At 59.8% G+C, this 23,903-nt stretch carries 20 protein-coding genes; 9 read left to right on the top strand and 11 right to left on the bottom strand.

What is annotated here, in order from left to right; translation table 11 throughout:
- Positions 1-98: 98 nt before the first annotated feature.
- Entirely contained in the window at positions 99-923 is an 825-nt protein-coding gene (locus BM346_RS12295) for a crotonase/enoyl-CoA hydratase family protein (RefSeq protein WP_092012867.1), read from the top strand.
- 20 nt (positions 924-943) lie between these two features.
- Here the strand turns inward: BM346_RS12295 and BM346_RS12300 are convergent, their stop codons facing one another.
- The 4 genes from BM346_RS12300 to BM346_RS12315 form a co-directional block, all read right to left on the bottom strand.
- Positions 944-1,492 (bottom strand): TRAP transporter small permease, encoded by a 549-nt coding sequence (locus tag BM346_RS12300; RefSeq protein WP_092012869.1) that lies wholly within the window; start codon positions 1,490-1,492, stop codon positions 944-946.
- A gap of 9 nt (positions 1,493-1,501) precedes the next feature.
- Positions 1,502-2,815 (bottom strand): TRAP transporter large permease, encoded by a 1,314-nt coding sequence (locus BM346_RS12305; RefSeq protein WP_092012872.1) that lies wholly within the window; start codon positions 2,813-2,815, stop codon positions 1,502-1,504.
- A gap of 73 nt (positions 2,816-2,888) precedes the next feature.
- Complete coding sequence (gene dctP, locus BM346_RS12310) at positions 2,889-3,986, bottom strand: TRAP transporter substrate-binding protein DctP (protein ID WP_092012875.1); 1,098 nt, start codon at positions 3,984-3,986, stop codon at positions 2,889-2,891.
- Positions 3,987-4,114: 128 nt separating this feature from the next.
- Complete coding sequence (locus BM346_RS12315; RefSeq protein ID WP_092012878.1) at positions 4,115-5,191, bottom strand: phosphotransferase family protein; 1,077 nt, start codon at positions 5,189-5,191, stop codon at positions 4,115-4,117.
- A gap of 307 nt (positions 5,192-5,498) precedes the next feature.
- Here BM346_RS12315 and BM346_RS12320 point away from each other — a divergent pair, with 307 nt between their 5' ends.
- From BM346_RS12320 to BM346_RS12345, 6 genes are read left to right on the top strand one after another with little or no spacing between them, the layout of a single operon-like run.
- Positions 5,499-6,311, top strand: a complete 813-nt coding sequence (locus BM346_RS12320) for an ABC transporter ATP-binding protein (RefSeq protein ID WP_092012881.1) — start codon at positions 5,499-5,501, stop codon at positions 6,309-6,311.
- On the top strand, positions 6,311-7,189 hold the full coding sequence (locus tag BM346_RS12325) for a branched-chain amino acid ABC transporter permease (protein WP_092012883.1): 879 nt from the start codon (positions 6,311-6,313) through the stop codon (positions 7,187-7,189). Before BM346_RS12320 ends, BM346_RS12325 begins: the two co-directional genes overlap by 1 nt.
- Before the next feature lies 1 nt (position 7,190).
- On the top strand, positions 7,191-8,234 hold the full coding sequence (locus BM346_RS12330) for a branched-chain amino acid ABC transporter permease (RefSeq protein WP_092012886.1): 1,044 nt from the start codon (positions 7,191-7,193) through the stop codon (positions 8,232-8,234).
- A gap of 56 nt (positions 8,235-8,290) precedes the next feature.
- Complete coding sequence (locus tag BM346_RS12335) at positions 8,291-9,499, top strand: ABC transporter substrate-binding protein (protein WP_092012889.1); 1,209 nt, start codon at positions 8,291-8,293, stop codon at positions 9,497-9,499.
- A 7-nt stretch (positions 9,500-9,506) separates the two neighbouring features.
- The gene (locus BM346_RS12340) at positions 9,507-10,316 is read left to right on the top strand and encodes an ABC transporter ATP-binding protein (protein WP_092012891.1); all 810 of its coding nucleotides are present in this window, start codon (positions 9,507-9,509) and stop codon (positions 10,314-10,316) included.
- Positions 10,313-12,115: an AMP-dependent synthetase/ligase gene (locus BM346_RS12345; RefSeq protein ID WP_092012894.1), complete on the top strand. Its 1,803-nt coding sequence runs from the start codon at positions 10,313-10,315 to the stop codon at positions 12,113-12,115. Before BM346_RS12340 ends, BM346_RS12345 begins: the two co-directional genes overlap by 4 nt.
- A 207-nt stretch (positions 12,116-12,322) precedes the next feature.
- Here BM346_RS12345 and BM346_RS12350 read toward each other — a convergent pair whose 3' ends face one another.
- The 4 genes from BM346_RS12350 to BM346_RS12365 are packed head-to-tail and all read right to left on the bottom strand — an operon-like array spanning position 12,323 to position 16,544.
- Positions 12,323-13,921, bottom strand: coding sequence for a class I adenylate-forming enzyme family protein (locus BM346_RS12350; protein ID WP_092012896.1), 1,599 nt, complete (start codon positions 13,919-13,921; stop codon positions 12,323-12,325).
- A gap of 44 nt (positions 13,922-13,965) precedes the next feature.
- Positions 13,966-14,391, bottom strand: coding sequence for a MaoC family dehydratase (locus BM346_RS12355; protein ID WP_092012899.1), 426 nt, complete (start codon positions 14,389-14,391; stop codon positions 13,966-13,968).
- 5 nt (positions 14,392-14,396) lie between these two features.
- Positions 14,397-14,852, bottom strand: coding sequence for a MaoC family dehydratase N-terminal domain-containing protein (locus tag BM346_RS12360; RefSeq protein ID WP_092012902.1), 456 nt, complete (start codon positions 14,850-14,852; stop codon positions 14,397-14,399).
- Positions 14,853-14,906: 54 nt separating this feature from the next.
- Complete coding sequence (locus BM346_RS12365; RefSeq protein ID WP_092012905.1) at positions 14,907-16,544, bottom strand: long-chain-fatty-acid--CoA ligase; 1,638 nt, start codon at positions 16,542-16,544, stop codon at positions 14,907-14,909.
- A gap of 256 nt (positions 16,545-16,800) precedes the next feature.
- Here BM346_RS12365 and BM346_RS12370 point away from each other — a divergent pair, with 256 nt between their 5' ends.
- Together BM346_RS12370 and BM346_RS12375 are read left to right on the top strand one after the other, a co-directional pair.
- Complete coding sequence (locus BM346_RS12370) at positions 16,801-17,961, top strand: C4-dicarboxylate TRAP transporter substrate-binding protein (RefSeq protein WP_092012908.1); 1,161 nt, start codon at positions 16,801-16,803, stop codon at positions 17,959-17,961.
- Between the two features lie 43 nt (positions 17,962-18,004).
- Positions 18,005-19,624 carry a class I adenylate-forming enzyme family protein gene (locus tag BM346_RS12375; RefSeq protein WP_092012911.1) on the top strand — a complete coding sequence of 540 codons (1,620 nt, stop codon included), beginning with the start codon at positions 18,005-18,007 and terminating at the stop codon, positions 19,622-19,624.
- Between the two features lie 43 nt (positions 19,625-19,667).
- Here BM346_RS12375 and BM346_RS12380 read toward each other — a convergent pair whose 3' ends face one another.
- The 3 genes from BM346_RS12380 to BM346_RS12390 all read right to left on the bottom strand — a co-directional run bounded on the left by BM346_RS12380 (position 19,668) and on the right by BM346_RS12390 (position 23,788).
- Positions 19,668-20,825: a C4-dicarboxylate TRAP transporter substrate-binding protein gene (locus tag BM346_RS12380; RefSeq protein WP_092012915.1), complete on the bottom strand. Its 1,158-nt coding sequence runs from the start codon at positions 20,823-20,825 to the stop codon at positions 19,668-19,670.
- 71 nt (positions 20,826-20,896) lie between these two features.
- Positions 20,897-22,453, bottom strand: coding sequence for a long-chain-fatty-acid--CoA ligase (locus tag BM346_RS12385; protein WP_092012917.1), 1,557 nt, complete (start codon positions 22,451-22,453; stop codon positions 20,897-20,899).
- A gap of 174 nt (positions 22,454-22,627) precedes the next feature.
- Positions 22,628-23,788 (bottom strand): C4-dicarboxylate TRAP transporter substrate-binding protein, encoded by a 1,161-nt coding sequence (locus tag BM346_RS12390; protein ID WP_092012920.1) that lies wholly within the window; start codon positions 23,786-23,788, stop codon positions 22,628-22,630.
- Between the last annotated feature and the right edge of the window lie 115 nt (positions 23,789-23,903).

Below are 23,903 nucleotides of genomic sequence, written 5' to 3' on the forward strand. Positions count from 1 at the left end.
ATGGCGCCCGGGCCCGGAAGGCGATTACTGCCATTAACAATCAGGACAAGGCCAAACGCTCCAGCTGAGCCGGTCTGCTGTTTATCGAGGAAGTTACTATGTCCGAAGTCGTACAGGTTATCCGAAGTGAGCATGAAGGTGTGGTTGAAGTGCGCCTGAACCGCCCCGACAAGATGAATTCGCTGAATACCGACATGTTCACCAGTCTGGCAGCGGTCGGCGAAGAGCTGAAAAAAGACCCGGGCCTTCGGGCGGTCGTGCTCAGTGGCGAGGGCCGCTGTTTCTGCGCGGGGCTGGACATGGGTAACTTTTCGAAAATGGCGGAGGGCGGAGGTGCCGGCGTCAACGGCAACGGCCTGGAGCCCCGGACCCATGGTGACTCGAATCTCGCCCAGTACGTGGCTATGGTATGGCGGGAAGTGCCGGTACCGGTTATCGCCGCCGTACACGGTGTATGTTTTGGCGGTGGCCTGCAGGTGGCCCTCGGTGCGGATATGCGCTACACCACGCCGGACGCCCAGTGGGCAGTACTGGAAGTTAAATGGGGCCTGGTGCCGGACATGGGCGGCATGGTCCTGCTCAATGAACTGGTGCGGCCGGACATCGCCCGGGAGCTGTGCTACAGCGGACGAGTGCTGAACGGGTCCGAGGCGGTGGAACTGGGGCTGGCCACCCATCTCGGAGACGATCCCCGGGCAGATGCACTGGCACTGGCACGTACCATTGCCGGCAAGAACCCGGACGCGATCCGTGCCATGAAGCGCATGTTGAACAGCGCTATTACCCCGAGGGAGGAAGCGGCCCGCATCCTGCTGGAGGAATCCCGGGAGCAGGACCGCATTATCGGCAGCCCCAATCAGGTCGAGGCAGTCTACGCAAACCTGGAGAAGCGGGCACCGAAGTTCGCTGATCCGGAAGTTTGAATGCCCCCCGTGTCCGCCCCTCAGGAGTGGTGGGTGGGCACCGGAGAAACTTTGTCTGCAGTCCTGTGATTTGGTGTATCGCGGCCTGTCGCGGTAACCCAGAATAGGCGGCACATCTCCAGCAGCATGAGGCCGAACGCGAGCGGCACCATAAGGATCACCGGCCATATGGGCCAGTGAGTCGAGCTGATCTGGAACTGCCGCCCACTTTCTGTCGACTTCCAGGCGAAATCGGTGACGTGCCACATCACCACCAGGAAGATGATGATTTCCACCAGCAGCACGAGTGACGCGAGAATTCGGTGAATCAGCGGCGGCAGTTTTGCCTGCAACATGTCGAATTTCGGGAACATACCATCCCGATGGGCAAGGGGAACGGCCCAGAAGACCAGGAGAGGGAATGCCACTCGCTCGATCAGGTTATACCCACCGGGTATCAGGTCCATGTTGAATACATAGCGTCCCAGAACGCTCAGCACGGTCATGATCATGATCGCGAACAGACAGAAGCCGGCTCCGACCGAGGCCAGGCCACCTTCCAGTTTGCCGAGTTTTTGCCAGAATCCCATAAAATCCCCTTATCGCATCTGGGCGGGCAGCCAGGTCACAACGGACGGGAATACCAGCAGCAGGGCCGTTACGATAACCCCCGCTGCCAAGGCGAATATCGTGGCGCCACGAAAGACCTGTGATGCCGGATGGTTAGCGGCACTGGCCGCCGCGAAACTGGCCAGACCGACCGGTGGCGTCAGCAAGCCAAGTGCAATCATGGTCGAGGCACTGACCCCGAACCACAACAGGTCGATATTGGCGGCCTTCAGCAGTGGCAGAATGATGGGAACCAGCAGGACGATAACGGCGGCAGACTCCAGGAACATGCCGGCAAGGAAGAAGACTGCAAGGAGAATGATGGCCACCAGGCCGGGGTTCGCCAGCACCGGTTCCATAAACGCAATCAGTTCATTCGGCAGTCGGGAAAAGGTAAGAAACCGGGCGAAAATCTTGGCGCCAATTACCAGCATCATCAGCGCGGCGGTAACCTTCACGGAGTCGGACAGGGCCTGGAAGATATCCTGCGGGTTGACGCGGCGCATTGCGATCATGCCCATCATGGCGGTGAAGGCACCGATTGCGCCTGCTTCAGCGACGGTAATGATGCCACCGTAAATGCCGCCGAACACCACTACCATGAGGGTGACCACGAACAGGAAGGCGTTCCGGCTCTTGCGTCGGCTGTCAGGGGCATCCGGCTCATCGGGTATGGTGCCATCTGCCTGGGCATCGCCGCGGATTTCGCCGAACACCTTAAGGCACACAACGTAGATAAGAATACACAGTACCGCGGGGCCAATGGCGCCAATGAACAGGTGGCCAATGGGCACCGACGCGAGTGAGCCATAGATGATCATGATCAGGCTGGGCGGAACGATCGCTGACAGTGATCCCGAAACCGCGGCGATACTCAGTGAAAACCTTCGGGTATAGCCCAGTTTCTCCAGCTCGGGAGAGGCCACGGCGGCCAGTGAGGCAGAACTGGCGGCACCTGAGCCGGAAACGGCGCCAAGCAGCGAACCGGTAACAATGGTGGCCACGCCCAGAGGAAAGCGACGATAACCAGACATGCGGTGACCGACCTGGAACAGATCATTGATGATACCGCCTCGCAGCAGCATCTGGGCCATTAACAGATACAGCGGAACGATGGACAGGGAATAGATGGAGGCAGTGTAGAAAATGTCGGGACCTATGATGCCGCCCAGTGGCCCGGTGCCTATGTAGAGCGCAATACCGACAATACCGGCCCCCAGAAGCACGGTAGCGACGTTCTGGCCCAGGGTCAGGAAGATGGCGAACCAGGCAATGACGATCCAGATAGTAGCCGTTGCAGACACAGCGAATCACCCGCAGGGTTGGGAAAACGAACGTACGGCGATGGTCAGACTATCGCCGTACACACGGGCCAGATCAGTTGAGCTGGAGGTATTCCGCAGCCCCTTCAGGTATTTGCCCGCCTCTAGCCATGATCAGCTCGGCCCATTGCCGGGCTGCCGCTTTTGCGGGATGACCATTGCTCTCAAGCTGTTCGATCCAGCGGATCCAGGTCTGGCTGGCTGCGTTGGACATGTGCGCCTGCATGTCTTCAGAGAGATCCTCGATCTGCACAAATGTGGTGCCCTCTTCGCTTGTTTTCTGGCGAACGGTTATTTCCCGCTCGTCGATGTAGCGGGCGTTTTCCATGGCGATTTCCCGGGCGATGCGGTCCCATGTCTCGCGCTGTTCCTCGGTGAGCCCCTGCCAGGTTTCTTCGGTCATGGCGAGGTAGCTTTCCCAGTGGCCCATGGAAATACCGGTAATGGCATACTCCAGAAGATCTTCAAAGGAATAGGACGGCCAGTCGGCAACTGACAGGATGGTGCCTTCCACCGTGTTCCGCGACAGAGCCTCATAGGAATCGGCACTGGTCATGGTAACCGGGGTTGCGCCCAGTTCTTCCAGCAGGATGGTGTGGAGGGGGGAGCCGGCGCGGATGGGCAGTCCCTTGATGTCGGAAGGTTCCTTCAGTTCAATGCCAGTCGTAGCCAGAGAGTAGGCGGAGGTCGCTCCCACCGGCCAGCCACGGATGCCCTTTTCACCGAGTTCATATTCATAGAAGGATTTGCCATCTTTCAGTTCCTGCTCTGAGTCCATCAGCTCGAGCAGTGCGTCGGTGACCAGTTCCGAATTGGTTTCCAGCGTGGGTAGCTGAGTGACATCGGACAGCGGGAAGCGGCCTTCATGGTAAGGAGCCAGCAGTGGCGCGGCTACGTGGATAATGCCGTCCCTGAGGCCGCCCAGCTCCTGGCCTGGTGTCACCAGGGAGCCGGAATAGTAGGCTTCGAAGTCAATGCCGATGTCGGCGGCTTCGATCGCCTCAATGAAGGGATCCATGTGCTCCCCGCCCCAGAAATGCTGCTGGCCGACACCGGATGAAATGCGCAGGGTTTCGGCCGATGCAGTTCCGGCAACGCCGAGGGAGCCGGCTAACAGGCCCGCGACGGTCAGTCTGAAAAGAGTGTTGTTCATTGTGATTCTCCTGTGGACCCTGTTACGGGCCACCTGCTGTTGCATGTTGTATTTGTTGTGTGCGGCTTCCGTGCTTCCCCGGCCGTTCGGGTCAGGGGCAAGTTTCTCCGGTAAAAACGGTTGTGACTTCAGCTCGTCAGGCGATCGACAGACAATAACTCGGCTCCCCGGCGGCCCAGCGCAATGGCCAGAGCCCCGACAGTGGCCGCATTCTCCGACGCAGCGTTACCGGATTCCGCACGCTTGGCGATGCCCTGGAAAATCACCGCCCAGCGGAACAGGGCGAAAGCATGGTGGAACGTGGTCAGGCCGTTACTGAACCCCGCTGCTTCAAGGTAGGTTTCTTCAAACTGCTGGCGGTCGGGGATGCCAAGGGCTTTCAGGTCAGCTCCCATCAGGCCGCCGTATTCTTCCGGCGTGATGTGCCACATGGCCGTGGCGTGGGCCAGGTCGGCCAGGGGGTGGCCCAGGGTAGACAGTTCCCAGTCCAGAACACCAACAATGCGTGGCTTGCCGGGGTGCAGCATAAGGTTGCCGATACGATAGTCACCGTGGACAAGGGTGGAGGTTTCATCGCCGTCGTCGTTTTCTTTCAGCCACTTTGCGAGTTGGTCGATCTCCGGTATCTCCCGGGTTTTGGACAGCTCCCACTGCTGGGTCCAGCGATGAATCTGGCGGGTGAAGAAGGGGCCTGTACGGCCGTAATCCTCAAGGCCCTTTTCAGCGATATCAACACAATGAAGGTTGGCCAGAACCCGGGCCTTGTGTTCATAGATTGCCGACCTGGCCTCGGGCGAGTGGTCAGGCAGGGTGCTTTCATGGAAAACCTGGCCGTGCAGTCGTTCCATGAGGTAGAACGGCGCGCCAAGTACGCTCTTGTCTTCCTCCAGCCGCACCATTGCCGGCACCGGTACCCCCGAATCAGCCAGTGCGGCCATGATGCGGTATTCCCGGTCAACCCGGTGTGCGCCGGGGAGAAGTTCCCCATTTGGGGCCTTGCGCAGCACCAGCTCACGGTCGCCAATGGTCACGAAGTAGGTGGGGTTGGACTGGCCGCCCGAGATCGGTTCGATGGAGAGATTCCGGGCGTCGATGGATGCCGGGAGCTCGTGCAGGTCCGTTTCGAGGTATCTGAGAAGTGCCGCAGGATCAAAGTCTGTCTGGCCTGCGTGCATTGAAGTCGACTGTTGCCCGCTGGTACTCATTGGAAAGGCCCTTTCGGGGGCGGATAACCCGGGGAGATCGTCCGCTGGTTTGTTGTTTTTCAGGAGTAAACCCTGAAGATAGGCCAGGGGCCTCTGACCAAGTATCGTCGCAATGGACGATTTTTGCCCAACCGGAAAAACCGCCCAGGGAGCCCGGAATAATATCGTCGGAATGGACGATTTTTTCCGGTAGTTCCCCAATCAATCTACCTGAAAGATAAAAACAACAACTAATGATCCGCTTCCGGTGGTGGCTCGCTCGGCGCGATAGCTGGAATGTGCCGGCGGATCAGACCATGGAGGCATTGTGAACATACTGGAAATCGACCAGCTGTCGCTGTCCTTTGGTGGCGTCAAGGCCCTCGAGGATGTCAGTCTGCGGGTTCCCAAGGACACCATCACCACCATTATTGGTCCCAACGGTGCCGGCAAGACTTCCCTGTTCAACTGTATTTCAGGCTTCTACAAGCCCCAGCAGGGTCGCATCACTTACCAGGGCAAGCCCCTGGATGGCCTCCGGCCGCCCAAACGCGCCGGCCTTGGTCTGGCCCGCACCTTCCAGAACATCGCCCTGTTCAGGGGCATGACGGTACTGGACAACATCAAGCTTGGTGCCCATGTCCATATGAAGACCGGTCTGCTTGGCTCCCTCGTCTATTTCGGCCGGGCGCGCCGGGAGGAAATGGCGGTGCGGGAGGAGGTGGAACGCCGCATCATCGATTTCCTGGAAATCGACCATATCCGACGGCAGCCGGTAGCCAATCTTCCTTACGGCCTGCAGAAGCGGGTCGAACTGGCCCGGGCCCTGGCCATGAAGCCCGAAGTGCTGATGCTGGACGAGCCGGTTGCCGGCATGAACCGGGAAGAGAAGGAGGACATGGCCCGCTTCATCCTGGACATACGGGAAGAGTGGGGCATCACCATCCTCATGGTGGAACACGATATGGGCATGGTGATGGACATCTCCGATCATATTGCCGTGCTCAATTTCGGCAAGGTCATTGCTGAAGGTGACCCCGGAACGGTGCAGAAGAACCCGGACGTGATCAAGGCCTATCTGGGCAACAGCGACATCGAGAGCCTGCGCAGGAAGCTGAACCCGAATCGGGAGGCCGCCTGATGGACTGGCTGTTTTTCGGTGAAATCAGCCTGGCCGGACTGGCCATGGGCGGGCTTTACGCACTGATCGCCCTGGGCTTCGTGATCATCTACAAGGCCACCCGGGTCATCAACTTTGCCATCGGCGAAATCATGATGTTCGCCGCCTACCTTTTCCTGGCGTTTGCCGGCGGCATGGAAATGTCGCCCTGGGTGGCGGTGCCGCTGGCGGTGCTCGGTGGCGCCCTGCTTGGCGGGGTGATCGAGAAGACCATGATCCGCCCGATGCTGGGGGAGTCCCCCATTGCCGTGGTCATGGTCACCATCGGTATTGCCAGTATCCTGGTGGGCCTGGTGGAGCTGATCTGGACCGCCGACCCGCAACTGTTGCCCTCCTTCCTGCCGCGGCAACCCGTGTTCATCGGCGAACTCTACCTGGCCCCCAAGATTGCCTACGGTTTCCTGATCGGAATGGCCGTGCTGGTGATCTACCTGCTCTATTTCCGCTTCTCCCGGGGCGGGGTGGCCTTGCGGGCAACGGCGTCGGACCAGGCCGCTGCCTATTCCATGGGTATCAACGTGCGCCGGGTATTCAACCTGGCCTGGGTATTCGGCTCCCTGGCGGCGTCCGTCGCCGGCATCCTGGTGGCTGCCACCGGAGGCCTGAGTCCGCAATTCGGCATTATCGGTCTGAGTGTGCTGGTGGTGGTGATTGTGGGTGGCCTGGACAGCATTCTCGGGGCCCTGGTTGCCGGTGTGTTTATTGGCTGGCTCGAGACCGTTGCTGGCGCCTATCTGGGGGGGGAATACCGGATGCCCGCCACCTTCGCGGTGCTGGCGGTGATTCTGGTGTTCAAGCCCTATGGCCTGTTCGGCACCCATGAAATAGAGCGAGTGTAAGATGCGTATTGGTGACGCCAAACAGACCTACGTGGCCGACGAGGCCATCTGGACAACTTCGACCCAGAAGTTCTGGTTCAGTATCCTGCTGCTGGGACTCCTGATTTTTCCATTGCTGGCCAATTCCTACCTGCTGTACCTGGGGTGCCTGGTGGGCATCGCGGTCATCAGTACCACCGGCCTGAATATCCTGACCGGCTTTACGGGCCTGATCTCCCTCGGCCAGGCGGGCTTCATGGGCGTGGGTGCCTACACCGTGGCGTGGCTGTCCACCAACACCGGGCTGCCGTTCCCCATTACCCTGCTGCTGGCGGGTTTGATGGCCGCCGCGGTGGGTTTTCTTGTGGGTTTGCCCTCACTGAGGGTAAAGGGACTGTATCTGGCCATTGCGACCCTGGCGGCCAGTGTCTTCCTGCACTTTATCTTCGCCGAGTGGGAAAGTGTCACCGGTGGCATGGAGGGGCTCAGCCTGGAGCCGGCCCATCTGTTCGGGGTGACCTTCCGCAGCGATTTCGCCATGTACTTTCTCATTGTTCCGCTGGCGGTACTGGCGGTCCTCGCCGCCAGGAACCTGTTCCGAACCCGCATCGGCCGGGCCTTCATCGCCATTCGCGACCGGGATATCTCGGCGGAGATCCTGGGTATCCCCCTGCTCAGGTACAAGCTGATGTCCTTTGCCCTGAGCTCCTTCTACGCGGGGGTCGCCGGGGGGCTGTTCGCCTACTTCTATCGTGTGGTGACACCGGAGAGCTTCCCGCTGACCATGTCCATCTTCTATCTGGCGGCAGTGATCGTCGGCGGCATGGGCAACCTGCTGGGGGGTATCCTGGGCGCGGCGTTCATGACCCTGGTGCCGGAAGCACTGAAATTGCTGACCGCTGCGCTGACCCCGTTTTTCCCCAACGCGCCGGTGTTCATGTCACCCATGCTGGAGATTATTTTTGGCGCCCTCATCGTGGGTTTCCTTATTTTCGAGCCCCACGGGCTGGCAGAGATCTGGCGTCGCGTGCGCCGGTTCTTCCACCTGTGGCCATTCCGCAGCTGACAGCAGCGGCGGACACAAAGACCCGACAACACCAACAAAAAGCAAGGAGAAGGCCCATGTTCAACCAACTGATGCAAAAGGGTCGCCAGCTGGCCGGTATCGGCAGCCTGGTCACCGCCCTGGGACTGGCCGCACCGGCCCTGGCCCAGGACAAGGAGCCGATTGTCTTCGGGGGCTCCATTCCCCTCTCCGGTGTGTTTGCCTTTGCCGGCATACATGGCCATGCGGGACTGACGGACTACACCGACTGGATCAACAGCCAGGGTGGTATTGATGGTCGTCCGGTCCAGTATGTCATGGAAGACACCGCCTATGAGGTGGACCGATCCGTGGCGGCCTTCAAGAAGATCACCGGCAGTTATTCCCCGCCAGTCTATTACGGTGACAGTACAGGGTTCATGAAGTCCATTGCCTCCGAACTCAACAGCATGAATTCCATGCTGATGAGTGGTGCATCTTTCGCCACCGCCCTGACCGACAACGAACAATACCCCTACCAGTTCATCCCCGGCCCCAGCTACAGCCAGATGTTCGGCATCATTCTGGAGTACATCGCCAGCGAGGGTGAGGGCGGTGACATGCCGACCGTGGCCTTTGTCTACAGCGACACCGAGTTCGGAAAGGACCCCATCGAGAACAGCAAGGCCCGGGCTGCCGAACTGGGCATCGACGTGGTTGAGGAAATCGTCACCAAGCCCGGCAGTGTCGACGTGTCCGCCGAAGTACTGAAGCTGCGCCGGGTCCGCCCGGACTACGTGGTCTTCCACGGTTATGTACTGTCACCCATCAACGAGTTCATGGTGCAGATGCGCCAGATGGGCCTGGACACCAAGTTCATGGGCACATTCTGGTCGTCCGACAAGCTGATCATCGACAAGATGGGCAAGGACGCCGACGGCTACATGGGCATCATGCCCTACAACTATTATGACGCCGAAGAGAGCGGTCCCATGCTGGACGCCCTGAGGGCCCAGGCTGAAAAGAGCGACCCGGAAGCCGGGTACCGGCCCACGGCCTACATCCAGGCCTGGTTCAACGCCATGGTATGGACCGAGGTCATCCAGCGTACCCTGGATGCCGGCAAGGAGCTCACCGGCGACAACATGGCCGAGGCTCTGGCCTCCATCAAGGACTGGGACACCGGCGGCATCATGGGTATTCCGGTCACGGTGAAAGACATGTCGTTCCCGGTAGGCCGTATCTGGCGGGTCAATGCCGCCGAGGGCCGCTATGAGCCGGTGTCCGACTGGATTCACCTCGACTGAGGCCGCCATGGACGCTGTTCTGGAAATCGAAAATATCGAGGTGGTCTACAACAAGACGGTACAGGTCCTGCGGGGCCTGTCCCTGACGGTTCCCCGCGGTGCCATTGTGGCACTGCTGGGGTCCAACGGGGCCGGCAAGTCCACCACCCTGAAAAGCGTCTCCGGCCTGCTCGCCCTTGAGGATGGAGAGGTGACCGCCGGCGATATCCGCTTCAAGGGCCAGAGTCTGAAAAACCGGCCACCGGAGAAGCTGGTGCGGGAGGGGCTCTTCCATGTAATGGAAGGGCGGAGGGTGTTCGAGGACCTTACCGTTGAGGAAAACCTGGTGGCCGCCACCTACGCGCTGAGTGGCCGCGAAGACGCACGTTCACGGGGATATGAACTGGTCTATGACTATTTCCCCCGGTTGCGGGAGCGTCGGCGGCAGCTGGCAGGCTACCTCTCCGGTGGTGAACAGCAGATGCTTGCGTTGGGGCGGGCGCTGATTGCCAGGCCGGAGCTGATCATGCTCGACGAGCCCTCCCTGGGGCTGGCGCCCCTGCTGGTGGAGGAAATTTTCGAAATCGTGGCTCGTATCAACCGGGAACAGGGCACGGCGATCCTGCTGGTGGAGCAGAATGCCGCAGTGTCCCTTGCGATTGCCTCCTACGGCTACATCATGGAAAACGGCAAGATCGTGATCGACGGGCCGGCGGAAAAGCTTACCGCCAACGAGGATGTGCGGGAGTTCTATCTCGGTGTGGGAGGCCAGGACGGAGAGGCCCGCAGCTACCGGGAGATCAAACATTACAAACGTCGTAAACGGTGGCTGTCATGACTGCACCCGCAATTCCCCGACTGACCCTGCCGCAGATGCTGCGGGAGCATGCCCGCCGCCGGCCACGGGAACTGGCCCTGCGCCAGAAGGATTTCGGCATCTGGCAGGCCTTTGACTGGCAGAGCTACTATCGCCGGGCCCGGCACTTCGGTCTGGGACTCAGGGCCATGGGACTCGAGCCCGGTGGCCACGTTGCCATTATTTCCGAGAACCGGGTGGAGTGGGTCATCGCCCAGATGGGCATCGGCATGGTGAGAGGCATCTGTGTCGGTGTCTATCCCACAAGCCCCTGGAACGAAGTGGCCTATGTGCTGGAACACAGTGATTCCACCATGGTGATCTGCGAAGACCAGGAGCAGACCGACAAGGTTCTGGAGGCCTGGCCCCAGCTGCCTCATCTCAGGCACAACATCGTCATCGACATGAAGGGACTGCGCCATTATCCGGACCCTCCCACCGTATTCGACAGGGTGGAGGCCATGGGTGCTGCCTATGAGAGCGAGCATCCGGGTATCGTGGACCAGCTGCTGGATCAGCAGGATATGGACGAAACCGCGCTGATGATCTACACCTCGGGATCCACCGGCCGGCCCAAGGGCGCCATGATATCCTGGCGCAACCTGCATGCCGCGGTGCCGGGCCTGATCGAACTGATGGATATCGATGAGCACGACACCAGCCTGTCCTACCTGCCGCTGTGCCATGTGGCGGAACAGGCTTTTACCAACATGGGACCGGTCTACGCGGGCAGTACCGTCAGCTTCGGCGAGAGCCTGCGCACGGTGCAGGAAGACCTGCGGGAAATCGCGCCGACCCTCTTCCTCGGGGTGCCCCGTATCTGGGAGAAGCTGCACTCGTCCATCTACATCAAGATCCAGGAAACCGGCCGGATCCGGCAGGGCCTGTTCAACCGCGCCATGACCGCCTGCGGGCCGCTGGCAAACCGCCCGAAGGACCGGTGGAGTTTCAGCGACCGGGTCCGGTACGGGGTCTGGTACTGGTTGGTGTTCCGGGCCCTGCAGAACTATGTGGGGCTGCGCCGCTGCCATATCGCCATGAGCGGGGCCGCGCCCATATCACCGGGTATTCTCGAATTCTTCCGCACCATCGGTATACCCCTGGTGGAAGTTTACGGCCAGACGGAAAGTACCGGGGTGGCCACCGCCCAGCCGCTCAATGATGTCCAGATGGGCACCGTGGGCAAAGCGGTCGCCGGCGTGGAGGTGAAACTGGGGGAACATAATGAAATCCTGCTGCGGGGCGACAGCATGTTTCAGGGCTACTACAAGAATGACGAGGCCACGGCCAGCACCTTCAGGGATGGCTGGCTCCATACCGGTGACGTGGGCGAGTGGCAGGGGGAACACCTGCGAATCGTCGATCGGCTCAAGGACATCATGATCACCGCGGGCGGCAAGAACCTGTCTCCCACCGAAATCGAAAACACTATCAAGGCCAGCCCCTACATCAAGGAATGCATTGTCATTGGCGAGGCCCGCAAATTTGTGTCGGCGCTGATCCAGATCGACTTCGACACCGTCGCCAAGTGGGCGGAGCAGGAGCGGCTGGCCTACACCACGTTCCGCAGTCTTACGGAGCATGAACGGGTGAGGGCCCTGATTCAGGATGAGGTTAACCGCGGCAACGACCAGCTGCCCCAGGTCGCCCAGGTCAAGCGGTTCCACCTGCTGAGCAAGGAGCTGGACCACGACGATGACGAAGTGACCGCCACCATGAAGGTGCGCCGGAGCAACATCTACGAGAAGTATACCGAGGTGATTGAATCGCTATACGCCTGAGGAGGTTTTAGCCACGGAATCCACGGAAGGACACGGAAAAAAGATAAAAGATAGTCACGGACGACACGGACAAAGACAAAAGATTTCTTTATTTTTTAGTCTTTTCGTCCGTGCAATGTCCGTGTCGTCCGTGGCCGAGTTATTTTTTCTTTTTTCTTTCTTCTTTTCTTTCCGTGTCCTTCCGTGGATTCCGTGGCAAAAAAATCCTTACCGGGCGATCCGCTCTTTCAGCCCGGCCTTGACCAGCTTGCCATTGGCATTCCGTGGCAGGGGATCTTCCTGGATGGTGACATAATCCGGCGTCTTGTAGTCGGCCAGGTTTTCCCGGCAGAACTGGCGGATCTCGTTTTCCGTGAGTTCCTGGCCTTTAACCACCGTCACGAAGACATGGATCTTCTCCCCCAGAACCTCGTCCGGATGGGGAATTACTGCAGATTCCACCACAGCCGGGTGGCCGGTGATCAGGTTTTCCAGTTCCACGCTGTAGATGTTGTACCCACCCCGGTTGATCATGTCCTTCTTGCGGTCAAAGACCCGCACAAAGCCTTCCTCATCGATTGATCCGATGTCGCCCGAACGCCAGTGGCCGGCAGTGAACTCCCGGGCGTTCGCTTCCGGGTTGTTCCAGTAGCCCGGAACCACCATGGGACCGCTGATCCATAACTCGCCGGATTGTCCCGGCGCCACTTCACGGCCGTGATCGTCCATGATGCGGACATCGCCGCAGGGCACCACCCGACCGACGCTGTCAGCATGGTTGCCGGCGTCACCCAGGGGCAGGCAGGTGGACGGGGAGGTGGTCTCGGTGGCGCCGTAGGCATTGATCAGCTCCAGGTCCGGTAACTGTTCCCTTAGCCGGGCGATGGTACTTTCCGGCATGGGCGCGCCACCAAAGCCGCCGATGCGGAACGCGCTCAGATCGTGGTCGCGGAAGTTCGTGCGCATCAGGCACAGGTTGTACATGGCCGGCACCATGATTGTGTGGGTGACTTTCTCCCGCGCAATCAGACGAACCGCCTCCACTGCGTCAAACGCCGGGATCACCACAGTGCACCCGGCGACATGGGTCATGGTGAAAATATTGGCCACCAGACCGGTGACATGGCTGCCCGGGGCTACCAGTAGCGTGCGTTCGCCATCCCCCAGGCCCATGGTGTGCTGGAAATGCATCACAGAGTGGATGATGTTGAAGTGGGTCAGGATCACCCCCTTCGGGGTTCCCGTCGTGCCGGAGGTATACAGGATCACCGCCGGGTCCTCCTCGTTCACGGACGGTAGCGGCAGGCCCATGTCAGCGGTCTGCAGGAGGTTCTCGAAAGGCTCGCTGTGCTCGTTATCGCCGTTGATGACAAACCGGTGGCGAAGGCCCGGCAGTTCAGTTGGCGGCGGCAGCTTGCCACCCTGATCGGCGGCAAAAACCACGGCCCGGGCATCGGAATGCTCCAGCATATAGCGCAGCCCCGGCGCCTGTTCACGAATGTTCAGAGGCATGATGATGGCCCCCGCCCGAAGTATTCCAATCACGGTCAGCACAAACTCGATACCATTACCGATGAGCAGGCCGACCCGGTCACCCGGTTCAACGCCCCGGTGCCGGAGCTGGGCTGCCATCGTCTCGGCCCGGTCGGCTACCTCCCGGTAACTGAGCCGTTGGCCCTCACAGACAATACAGTCTGCATCCGGTGCCCGTTCCACCGATGCCAGAAAAGAATCCAGGACGCTGGCCGGCCGTTCCCGGTAGCAGCGTACAACGCGGTCACCAAAATGTTGTTCGTGGCGTGTGGAAAAGTTCGGGCTGATACTCATTGGACTGAATCTCCGGTTTCTGTCTGTCGGGAACCAAAATGGTGTTATGGCCCGAGACGTACCACGGCATCGCCAACCACCTTGGGCTCGCCGTGCTGATTGACCACACTGAGTTCGAGTCGTGCTCTGTGTTCGCCGTCTTCCTCGAAGCGTTCAGCAATTCGGCCGCTGCAGCTCAGTTCGTCGTGGACGTGGGATATCGCCACAAAACGCATGCCAAAACTCACCAGGGCATCCTGGGGCAGCCAGTTGGTGAGCATTCGGCCCAGGTAGGCAGAGGCCAGCATGCCATGGGCAAAGACATCGTTCATGCCGTGATAGCGGGCGAAGTCCAGGTCCACATGAATAGGATTATGGTCGCCGGAAGCACCGGCATACAGCGCCAGGGTCAGGCGCGAAATGGGTGGCGTGGACAGGGGCGGGATCTCGTCCCCCACCCTGAGGGAAGTGGTGTCGACGTCAGAACGCATAGGCTTCACCTGTGGCGGATAATAATGATGGAACGAAGGTCGGCGACTTTTTCCTGTTTCTGCTCGCCGGTTTCCCGGACCACGGCAGTGTCCCTGACCACGAATTCCATGGCACCTTCCTTTTTCTGATAGATGTCGGTGATCCGTGAGTCAAAGGTAAGCCGGTCGCCGGCACAGGCCACCTGGTGGTAACTGAACTGCTGCTCGCCGTGCAGAACTTTCCCCAGCTCGATGCCCAGCGTGACCATGTAGTCATAGGGATTGTCCCGTTCCATGTCGAGGCAGAACAGGAACGTGGGGGGCACGGGCAGCGATCGCCAGCCAGCCGCCTTTGCCGAGTCTTCGTCCAGGTAAACCGGGTTGGTTTCGCCGATGGCCTTTGCAAAGAAGCGCAGGCGTCCTTTGTCGACGAGCTGGGTGTGGACCGGCAACCGGAAACCGATGAAGTCAGTATCGATCATAAGGTTACACCATCAGGAAGTCCCGCCAGCCAGCAGGGCTGGCGGAAGATGGGGTCAGCCGGTGGTCACCGGTTTGAAATCACCGAACTCTTCCCGGAGCTTGGTCTTGAGCAACTTCCCGGTAGCCGTATGGGGCAGTTCGTCCACGAACAGGATGTCGTCCGGCAGCCACCACTTGGCGACTTGCTCTTCCAGGAATTCCATCAGATCCTCCTTGTCGATGGTAGCGTTGTCCTTGAGTACCACAATCAGTAACGGACGCTCCTGCCACTTGGGGTGGGCGATGCCGATAACCGCGGCCTCTGCTACCTGGGGATGGGAAGCCGCGGCGTTCTCCAGTTCAATGGACGAAATCCACTCGCCGCCGGACTTGATCACGTCCTTGGACCGGTCCACCAGCTGCAGGTAGCCGTCCGGGTCGATGGTGCCGATGTCGCCGGTGGGGAAGAAGCCTTCGCTGTCCAGCTTGCTGCCCCCCTCCTGCCGGTAATACCCGCTGGCAATCCAGGGGCCCTTCACGTAGAAGTGGCCGGAGGTCTTGCCGTCCCAGGGCAGGCGCTCCCCGTCATCATTGACGATCTTGATCTCCACGCCCCAGATACCGCGGCCAGCCTTGGTTTTGAGTTTCGCCTTATCCTCATCGCTGAGGCTGTCATGCTTGGGCAGGGGCTTGTTGATGACACCCAGCGGACTGGTCTCCGTCATGCCCCAGCCCTGCACCATGTCGATGCCGGACTTGCGGAACCGTTCGATCATCGCAATCGGGGGTGCGGAGCCGCCCACACCCACGCCGGTCAGGCTCAGCCTGTCAAGGCTGGCGTCCGGGTGGGCGTCCAGGTACTGGAACAGCATCAGCCAGACCGTGGGCACCGCCATGGAGAAGCTGACGCTTTCTTCCTTCATCAGCTTATAGACATTCTCGCCGTCCAGGTGCGGTCCGGGCAGTACCATTTTGGCGCCCACCATGGGAGCGGAGTAGGGCACACCCCAGGCGTTAGCGTGGAACATGGGCACAATCAGCAACATGGTGGTCCTGCTGCTGATCTCGAAGGCGTCCGGTGCTACCTGCATCAGCGAGTGCAGCACCGTCGAGCGATGACCGTAGAGAACTCCCTTTGGATTGCCCGTGGTGCCGGAGGTGTAGCACAGGGACGAGGCGGTACGCTCGTCGAACTCAGGCCATTGATACTCTTCGCTGGCAGCCTCTACCAGGTCCTCATAGCAGTGAAGATTGGGCAGGTTGACCTCGGGCATATGGTCCCGATCGGTCATGGCTATGAAGGCCTCGACGGTCTTCAGCTGCGGTGCCAGCTGCTCCACCAGTCCGGCGAAGGTGATGTCAAAGAACAGCACCTTGTCCTCGGCGTGGTTGATGATATAGGTCAGCTGTTCCGGAAAGAGGCGCGGATTGACCGTATGGAGAATGGCACCGCTGCCGGAGACTCCGAAGTACAGCTCGTAGTGGCGGTGGGTGTTCCAGGCCAGGGTGCCGACCCGGTCCTGAAAGTCCACACCCAGGGTGGTCAGCGCATTCGCCACCCGCCTGGACCGGTCCCGCAGCTCCCGGTAGTTGGAGCGGTGAATGGGTCCCTCCACTGTCTTGGTGACGATCTCAGTTTCCGGGTGGAACGCTGCCGCGTGCTCGATGAGTGATGAGATGAGTAGAGGCTTGTCTTGCATCAGTCCATGCATGGCCGTCTCCTGGCGTTATTGTGATTGTGGCAGGAAGATTTTCCCCAGTGTCCCTTATCAGAAAAACTGCGACCTCGTCTGATTCGACGATTTAAAATTGCGTTGCCTGACGCTGCCATGATCTCGTCGGAACAGACGAGGCCCTCTTCCTCACGTCTTCCTAAGCTGGACTCTGGTCGGTATTGGCTGGCCGCGAACCGACAGCAATCAAATAACAACAAACGTACCCTCTAGCCGGTACGATCAGGAGCTTATTATGCGTTATCTGAAGACTCCCCATTTTATTCATACCGCACTGCCATTGGTGGTGACTGGTTTCCTGATAGCCGGTGTTGCCGACGCCCGCACAATCAGTTATGCCACCGGTTATCCTCCCCAGTCCATCGGGGCAGAGGCGGGTAAGGCTTTCGCCGACGCCATGGAGGATTATTCCGATGGTGAACTCATGGTGAAGGTCTACCCCCAATCGCTGCTCAGCTTTTCTGAAACCCCCTCTGGCGTGCGGGATGGGATGGCGGACAGCGGTCTGGTGTTGACGCCCTATTTTCCCTCGGAATTTCCCAGTACCAACCTTGCTGCCGAGATCTCCATGTTACTGGAGCTGACCGATGCACCGGCAGAAACAGCTGGCCTGGCCTACGCCGGCGCCATGTCCGAATATCTGTTCAATCATTGTCCGGAATGCTCTGGCGAGTTCGAGGCACAGAACCAGGTGTTTATTGGCGGCGGCGGTACCTCTCCCTATATGCTCCTCTGCAACACCCCCGTGCGGAACCTGGAAGAACTGGAAGGTAAACGGGTGCGGATCGGTGGTGCGCAATGGTCCCGGTGGGCGGAAGACCTGGGCGCATCCCCGGTATCAGTGCCTCAGCACGAAACTTATGAAGCTCTCAGTCAGGGCGTGGTTGACTGCACCATCCATTCAGCTCCCGAGCTTACCATCGTCAAGCTGATGGAAGTCGTGTCGGATATTACCACCGGCGCTCCTGGCGGGGTCTTCGCAGGAGTCGGCAACACCGTGAACCGGGACACCTGGAGGAACCTGGATGAGCAGCAGCGGAGTTCTGTGCTGCATGCTTCCGCCGTACTCTCCGCTGAATTGAGCTGGGGCTATGCAGAGGCTGCCGTTGAAAATATGAAGACCGCGGAGAGACTGGAGCGGATCGATATTCACGATGCCAGCGACGAAATGAAGGTGCGGACCCGTGAATTCATCCGTGAAGATCTGGACAACATGGCCTCCACCTATTCCGAAAAATACGGTGTCAACGGTGCGGACGAGATGATCGAAACATTCAAGCCAATCCTCGAGAAGTGGGTGTCCCTGGTGGATGGCGTCGAGAGTGGCGAAGCACTGGCCGAGCTCTATTGGAAGGAAGTTTTCTCCAAGGTGGACGTGAGTGGCCATGGTCTGTGAACGCCGGACAGTAACAAGACCGACACTACAGGAGAACTGAGCCGTGATTCTGCACAAACCTGAGCTGATCGAGGAGTACACCCGCAAGGGATATTGGGGCCACAAAACCCTGTTTGAACGATTCCAGGCCAACTGCCAGGCCCATCCCGACCGGGAGGCAGTGGTGGATCCCCCAAACAGGGAGGAGCTGGTGGGAACCCCGGCCCAGCGACTCACCTGGGCCGAGTTCGGCCGGGGCGTGGATGCCACAGCGGCGGAACTGGTGCGACGGGGGTTTGGTAAAGATGACATCGTGGTAGCGCAGTTGCCCAACGTGTGGGAACTGGCCATGCTCTACCTGGCTGCGGCAAAAGCCGGTGGGCTCCTTTCCGCTCTGCCCATGCAGTGGCGGCGCAAGGATGTGGGCTACGTGAGGGAAATGACCGGCGCCCGGTTCTATATCTCCGCGGAAACCTTCCACGGCTTTGACTACCAGGCACTGGGACAGGAACTGGGTTTCGAGAATTACATCGGCCTCCGTGAACTGACGGAAATTGCCCGCGGCGAGCCTGGTGAAGCGGTCAACGCGGCGGTGGATGCCAACGACATCTTCACCCTGTGCTGGACGTCCGGTACCGAGGCGGATCCCAAGGGCTGCCCCATGAGCCACAACAACTGGGAGTACCTCATCAGCCTGGTATTCACCACCTGCGGGTTGGAAAAGGGGGACCGCATGCTCTGCGTGGCGCCCCTGGTGAACATGACCGCGGTGGGGGTGAACTACGTGCCCTGGCTGGCGGCCGCAGGTACCCTGGTGCTACACCATCCGATCACCCCGGAGATCCTGCTTCGCCAGCTCACGGAAGAAAGAATCCAGTACACCATCCTGGTACCGGCGATGCTCAACATGATCGCCAAGCTGCCCAACGTGGATCAGCTGGACCTGTCCAGTATCCGCACCATCACCACCGGTTCGGCGCCGCCTTCAGCCTGGTCCATGCAGGAGTTCAAGCGGCGCTGGGATATCGATATCGTCAACATCTGGGGCCAGAATGAGGGTACCAGCCTGGTAGCGGGTCCGGCGGATGTGCCGGAGCTGGATATGCGGGTGGATCACCTGCCCTGGTGGGGCAGGGAAGGCGTTGAATGGCCCTCGGGCATCTATGGTGTTGAAGTGAAAATCCTTGGGGATGGGGACGAGGAAATTACCGAACCCGGCGGTATCGGAGAGCTGGTCTACCGCAGTCCCGGTCTCTTCGCCGGTTATTTCCGGCGCCCTGACCTCACCGAACGGGCGTTTACCGAGGAAGGCTTTTTCCGTACCGGTGACCTGTTCATCGTGCAGGATGACAGGCACGTGGGTTTCTATGACCGCAAGAAAGACATGGTCATTCGCGGCGGCTTCAATATTTCCAGTGTGGAGGTGGAGAACGCCGTGTTGGGCTTCGACAGGGTTCAGGATGTCGCCGTTATTCCACAGCCGGACGACATCATGGGGGAGCGGGTCTGCATCTGTGTGGTGGCCGCTGACGACCACAATCCGCCTACCCTGGAGGAGATCAATGACCACCTCCGTGAACAGGGTATGAGTGTCTACAAGCTGCCGGAGAAGATGAAGCTGATTGACGCCATTCCCCGGAATCCCGTCGGCAAGATCCTGAAGAAGGAGCTACGGACCATGTGAATGCTGACAGGCCGGGGCTTATTGCCCCGGCCTGTCAGGTTGGTTACATACCGTACTGATTCACATCGACCTTCGAGAAGACCTCGTCCCAGTAGAGTTGTTGCAGCTCTTCCCCGGTTTCCACATCCTGGACCAGCTCCAGCCAGTGGCTGAGCCGGTCACGGAACCCCGCGATCATTTCCCCAGACCGGGCCAGGTCATGGTTCTCCTGGTAACGCTCGGCGATGGTGGCGACGTCGTTCTCGATAAAGCTGCGGGTGGCCGCCTTGAGCTCGTCACCGGCATCGTGGACGGCGATGTCGTCCATCTCCCTGATCAGCTCCCGGTTCTCCTCGTGCTCCTTCACATAAAGGCGGGCAATCTCGGCGGCGAGAGCGGCGGAGGCGTAGAGCACATCCTTGCGGTGCTCCACCGACAGATTCTTCCAGGCATCCGCGTGCATGTGGGTGGCAATGCCACCGAAGATGCCACCGGGTACGCCCAGGGTTACATCACTGGTCACCTCGATGAAGTTGAAATTGGTCAGGTCAGGCAGGTTGTGGGCGGTGCAGTCCAGCACACCCTGGCCCAGACCCTCGTAGACTTCGTTCACTGCCATGGAGACCGGCGAGGCGCCCATGGATTCGGCCCATCGGGCCCATTGAGGCCCGCCGACACGAACCCGTTTGCCCTTGAGCTCTTCCATGGTGGTAACAGGTTTGTTGCAGATCAGGGTGTAGGGCGTGCTACCGGAAATGCCGAGAAACACCTGGTTATTGTTGCTGTATTCCTCCAGGCATTCCGGGCAGTTATTGAAGACGTATTCGGAAATGGCACCGCCGAAGGCAAAGGTTGCCTCCCGTGCCGAGGTATCGTCCAGCTCCAGCAGCATGGTCAGTTCCGTCAGCATGATGGTGCTGGGAAACTCGGTCTGGAAATAGGGCGTGAGAACCGCGCCAAAGTCCGCCATGCCGTCCCGCAGCCCCGAAGGCGTCTCCAGGAAACTCAGCAATGACTGCATGTAGGCCTTGACCGACAGGTCACCGCCGCTGCGCTCTTCCAGGGCGTTGGAGAACACATCGATACTCTTGGAGCCGATGGAGTTGGGCGTGGCGCCGGAGGCGAAGCTCAGCTCCCGGGCTTCGACGCTGCCGGCGACTACCAGTGAGGTCAGGACGGCGCCGGCCATAAAGCCGGCAAGGGGTTTTTTCAGGTAGGTCATTGGGTTCTCCCTTTCGATTGTTGTTATGGTGCCTTGCTCTGTTCAGGTTGTATCTGTTGTACCGGGACCGTTCAGCTCACCTTGCGGTCCCGGTCGGACCAGTGTTCCTCCCTCAGTTTGTACTTGAGCAGCTTGCCCGCCGGTGACAGCGGCAATTCGTCACGGACGTCCAGGCTGCGGGGGATCTTGTAGTTGGCGATCAGCGTCCTGCAGTGAGCCATCAGGTCGTCCAGGCTCATTTCTGTGCCTTCCTGCAGCACCACAGTGGCATGAACCCGCTCGCCCCAGTCCTCGTCCGGTACTCCGATGACTGCACATTGGGCCACTCCGGGCATCTGCAGCACGGCTTCCTCCACCTCGGCGGAGTAGACGTTCTCGCCGCCGGTGACAATCATGTCCTTGATGCGGTCCACCACGTAGACAAAGCCGTCTTCGTCCATGTAGCCCGCATCGCCGGTGTGCATCCAGCCATTGCGAAGTGCCTGGGCGGTCTGCTCCGGCTTGTTCCAATAGCCCTGCATGACCACCGGGCCGCGGGCCACGATCTCGCCCCGGGTGCCATGGGGAACCGGTTTGTCCTCGGCATCGACGATGCGGATCTCCACCATGGGCAGGGGGCGGCCGGCGGAATTCATCTTGCCGCTCCTGAAGCCCTCGTCGGTGTGCCAATCCTTGGTGAGGATGGTGACGGTGGGGGACAGCTCGGTCATGCCATAGGCCTGGAGAAAACTGGCCTTGGGCATGGCATGCCGGGCCCGGTTCAGCAATGTGCTGTCCATGGGAGAAGCACCGTACATCATGTGCTGCAGGCCGCTGAGGTCATAGTTGTCAAACTCGGGGTGGGCCAGCACCATGCGCAGCATGGTGGGTACCAGGAAGGTCTCGATCACCTTTTCGTTCTGGATGGCTTCCAGCACGGCCCTGGGCTCGAACATGGGAATGATCACATTGGTGCTGTGGCGGGCCACCGCCTGGAGGATCAGGCCGGTACCGGCCACGTGGAACGTGGGTGCGGCGTGCAGGGTCACCGAGCGCAGCGGCATGCTGGCAACGGCCTGGGAGCCCAGGCCATTACTGAACAGGTTCGTGTGGCTGAGCATTACACCCTTGGGCTTGCCGGTGGTGCCGCCGGTGTACATGACCGCCGCCAGGTCATCGTTGCTGCGAAGGGCATCATCGGTCTCGCGGTTATCCCGGATGAGCGCCTCGAAGCTGTGGGTATCGGCGGGCGTTTCCTTGTCACCAGCGTGGATCACCGTGCGCAGGGATTTCGAACCCTCCCGCAGTGGCCCGACCATGGGGCTGAAGGTGTCGTCCACGATCAGGAAGCTGCTATCACAGTCGTCCAGGGAGTAGATGATCTCGGCCGGGCTCCAGCGGATATTCACCGGGTTGATCACGCCTCCGGCCCAGAAAATGGCGTAGATGGCCTCCGCGTAGCGGTCCGAGTTAAGGCTCAGGATAGCCACCCGGTCGCCTTCCTTCAGTCCCAGTTTCCTGAGGCCCGCCGCCAACCGGGCAACCCGGGAGACAAATTCACGGTAAGTATGGCGGCGCCCGCCATAGACCGTGGCAAGCTTGTCGGGGGCTTCGATCAGGGCCTTGTGAAGGGGTTGTGTCAGGTACATGCTCGTTGGTCTCCTTTGCATGCCAGCAGGGCAGGCCACGATCGGACTCCGGGTCCGGGTGGGGTGCTGTTATGGAAACGGACAGAAACGGGAATGGTGAACGGGGCCCGAAACAGAGGCGAACGGACTGCTTCCGGTCGCCTCTGGCGGTATTCCCGGGAATCGGTAATCCTGTTACATGCCGTGAGTGGCGGGATCCACCCTGGAGAAGACTTCCTGCCAATAGATTTCGGCAAGTTCGTCCTGGCTGTCCACCTCCTGCACCAGCTTTACCCATTTTTCCAGGATCGGACGGAATTCCTTGAGCATCTCGGCACCGTTTTCGACACCGTGTCTTTCCTTGTAATAGCGAGCGATCACGTCCATGTCGTTACGGACGAATTCCCGTGTCGCCTCTACAAGATCTTCGGATGCGGTGTGAATGTTGATCCCAAGCTCGGAACGGGCCCGCTCGAGCACTTCAGCGTCCCGCTGGTGGTACACCCAGGGGATTTCGGCGGAAATGTGAGCGCCGGCATGAAGCATGGCCTGCCGCTGGCTGTCGGTCAGTCCCTGCCAGGTGTCCTGGTTGGTATTGGTGATTTCGGCGCCGGCGAAGACGCCGCCGGGCACATCGGTGGTAATGTCCGTGGTGGCCTCAATGATGCCAAGGTTTTCCAGGTCGGGGGCGGAGATAATGACGCAGTCCACCACACCCTGCTCAAGAGCCTCGAAGGCTTCATTACCGGACAGGGTTACCGGCGTCGCCCCGAAGTTTTCGGCCCACCGTGACCACTGAGAGCCGGCTGCGCGGAGCCGCTTGCCCTCCAGTTGCTGGACCGTGGTGACCGGTTGGCTGCAGTTCAGCATGTAGTTCGAGCTTGAGGCGATGCCGGTAAAGACCTGATTCTGATTCTGGAACTCCTCATTGCACTCCTCGCAATGGAAGAACACGTATTCCGCGAGTGCGCCGATATACGCCGGCCCCTCCTTGCCTTTCACCTCGTCACCGAACAGTTGCAGCTGCATGGCCGCTTCGGCCAAAAGATTGGTGTGAGGGTATTCCGCCGGAAAATAGGGGCTCAGCAGGTAGCCGATGTCGGCCATACCGTCCCTCACGCCCGAGGAGGTTTCGGCAAAGTTCAGCAGTGACAGGGGAAATACCTTCACCTTGAGCTCCCCATCCGAGTATTTTTCCACCCAGTCGGCGTAATTTTCTGCCGCTTTCGCAGAATCCGTCCCCGGCGGATAGCCCAGGGCGTATCGAAGTGTTTCACCCTGAGCTGTGGCGGCGAATGACACGCCACTGATCAGTAACGACGCGGTAAGTGCTTTCAAAACAGGTTTGTTGAGCATGAGTGAGCTTCCTTGTGGTTGTTTTTGTCATTTCAGGAAAGAAAGGCTGAAGAAAGCCTTTCCATAGCTGGTATCTGAAAGTTAGATTCAAGCGCTTGACCAATCAAATGGTTGG

The organism is Marinobacter daqiaonensis (assembly GCF_900115285.1).
Classification (GTDB): domain Bacteria; phylum Pseudomonadota; class Gammaproteobacteria; order Pseudomonadales; family Oleiphilaceae; genus Marinobacter; species Marinobacter daqiaonensis.

Bases quoted from the DNA above. Each gene is read 5' to 3' on its own strand.
- dctP (WP_092012875.1), bottom strand. From the start codon at position 3,986: ATGAACAACACTCTTTTCAGACTGACCGTCGCGGGCCTGTTAGCCGGC.
- BM346_RS12370 (WP_092012908.1), top strand. From the start codon at position 16,801: ATGCGTTATCTGAAGACTCCCCATTTTATTCATACCGCACTGCCATTG.
- BM346_RS12315 (WP_092012878.1), bottom strand. From the start codon at position 5,191: ATGAGTACCAGCGGGCAACAGTCGACTTCAATGCACGCAGGCCAGACA.
- BM346_RS12380 (WP_092012915.1), bottom strand. From the start codon at position 20,825: ATGACCTACCTGAAAAAACCCCTTGCCGGCTTTATGGCCGGCGCCGTC.
- BM346_RS12350 (WP_092012896.1), bottom strand. From the start codon at position 13,921: ATGAGTATCAGCCCGAACTTTTCCACACGCCACGAACAACATTTTGGT.
- BM346_RS12345 (WP_092012894.1), top strand. From the start codon at position 10,313: ATGACTGCACCCGCAATTCCCCGACTGACCCTGCCGCAGATGCTGCGG.
- BM346_RS12335 (WP_092012889.1), top strand. From the start codon at position 8,291: ATGTTCAACCAACTGATGCAAAAGGGTCGCCAGCTGGCCGGTATCGGC.
- BM346_RS12360 (WP_092012902.1), bottom strand. From the start codon at position 14,852: ATGATCGATACTGACTTCATCGGTTTCCGGTTGCCGGTCCACACCCAG.
- BM346_RS12330 (WP_092012886.1), top strand. From the start codon at position 7,191: ATGCGTATTGGTGACGCCAAACAGACCTACGTGGCCGACGAGGCCATC.
- BM346_RS12390 (WP_092012920.1), bottom strand. From the start codon at position 23,788: ATGCTCAACAAACCTGTTTTGAAAGCACTTACCGCGTCGTTACTGATC.
- BM346_RS12365 (WP_092012905.1), bottom strand. From the start codon at position 16,544: ATGCATGGACTGATGCAAGACAAGCCTCTACTCATCTCATCACTCATC.
- BM346_RS12385 (WP_092012917.1), bottom strand. From the start codon at position 22,453: ATGTACCTGACACAACCCCTTCACAAGGCCCTGATCGAAGCCCCCGAC.
- BM346_RS12295 (WP_092012867.1), top strand. From the start codon at position 99: ATGTCCGAAGTCGTACAGGTTATCCGAAGTGAGCATGAAGGTGTGGTT.
- BM346_RS12340 (WP_092012891.1), top strand. From the start codon at position 9,507: ATGGACGCTGTTCTGGAAATCGAAAATATCGAGGTGGTCTACAACAAG.
- BM346_RS12325 (WP_092012883.1), top strand. From the start codon at position 6,311: ATGGACTGGCTGTTTTTCGGTGAAATCAGCCTGGCCGGACTGGCCATG.
- BM346_RS12300 (WP_092012869.1), bottom strand. From the start codon at position 1,492: ATGGGATTCTGGCAAAAACTCGGCAAACTGGAAGGTGGCCTGGCCTCG.
- BM346_RS12355 (WP_092012899.1), bottom strand. From the start codon at position 14,391: ATGCGTTCTGACGTCGACACCACTTCCCTCAGGGTGGGGGACGAGATC.